1 protein-coding gene is annotated in these 293 nt (G+C 69.6%); it reads right to left on the minus strand.

Annotation, left to right across the window (positions count from 1 at the left end):
- Positions 1-275: alcohol dehydrogenase catalytic domain-containing protein (locus tag ACPYOG_RS19385; RefSeq protein WP_481295762.1), on the minus strand; the 275-nt coding region annotated here is incomplete at its 3' end.
- Between the last annotated feature and the right edge of the window lie 18 nt (positions 276-293).

The following is a 293-nucleotide window of genomic DNA, read 5'->3' on the forward strand; positions in this document are numbered from 1 at the left end:
GTGCCGAGCACCGCCTGAACGAGCTCGAACCGGGTCACGCCATCGCCGAGCTCCTCGACGAATCCCGAGAAGTCCTGCCCGATACCGCTGGGGAGCGTGACGCCCATGCGCGCCGCCGCGGCCTCGTCGCAGTACGCCTTGCAGTCCATCGGACTGAGGCCGGTGGCCATCACGCGCACCAGGAGCCGGCCCGGTCCCGGCCACGGCCGTTCCCGCTCCACCCCGTGCAGGTGATCACGCGAACCGAACTCATCGAACTGGACGAAACGTGGCACGGACCGCTCCTCCCCTCT

The sequence above is a fragment of the Leifsonia sp. HAY1-4F genome (assembly GCF_056755275.1).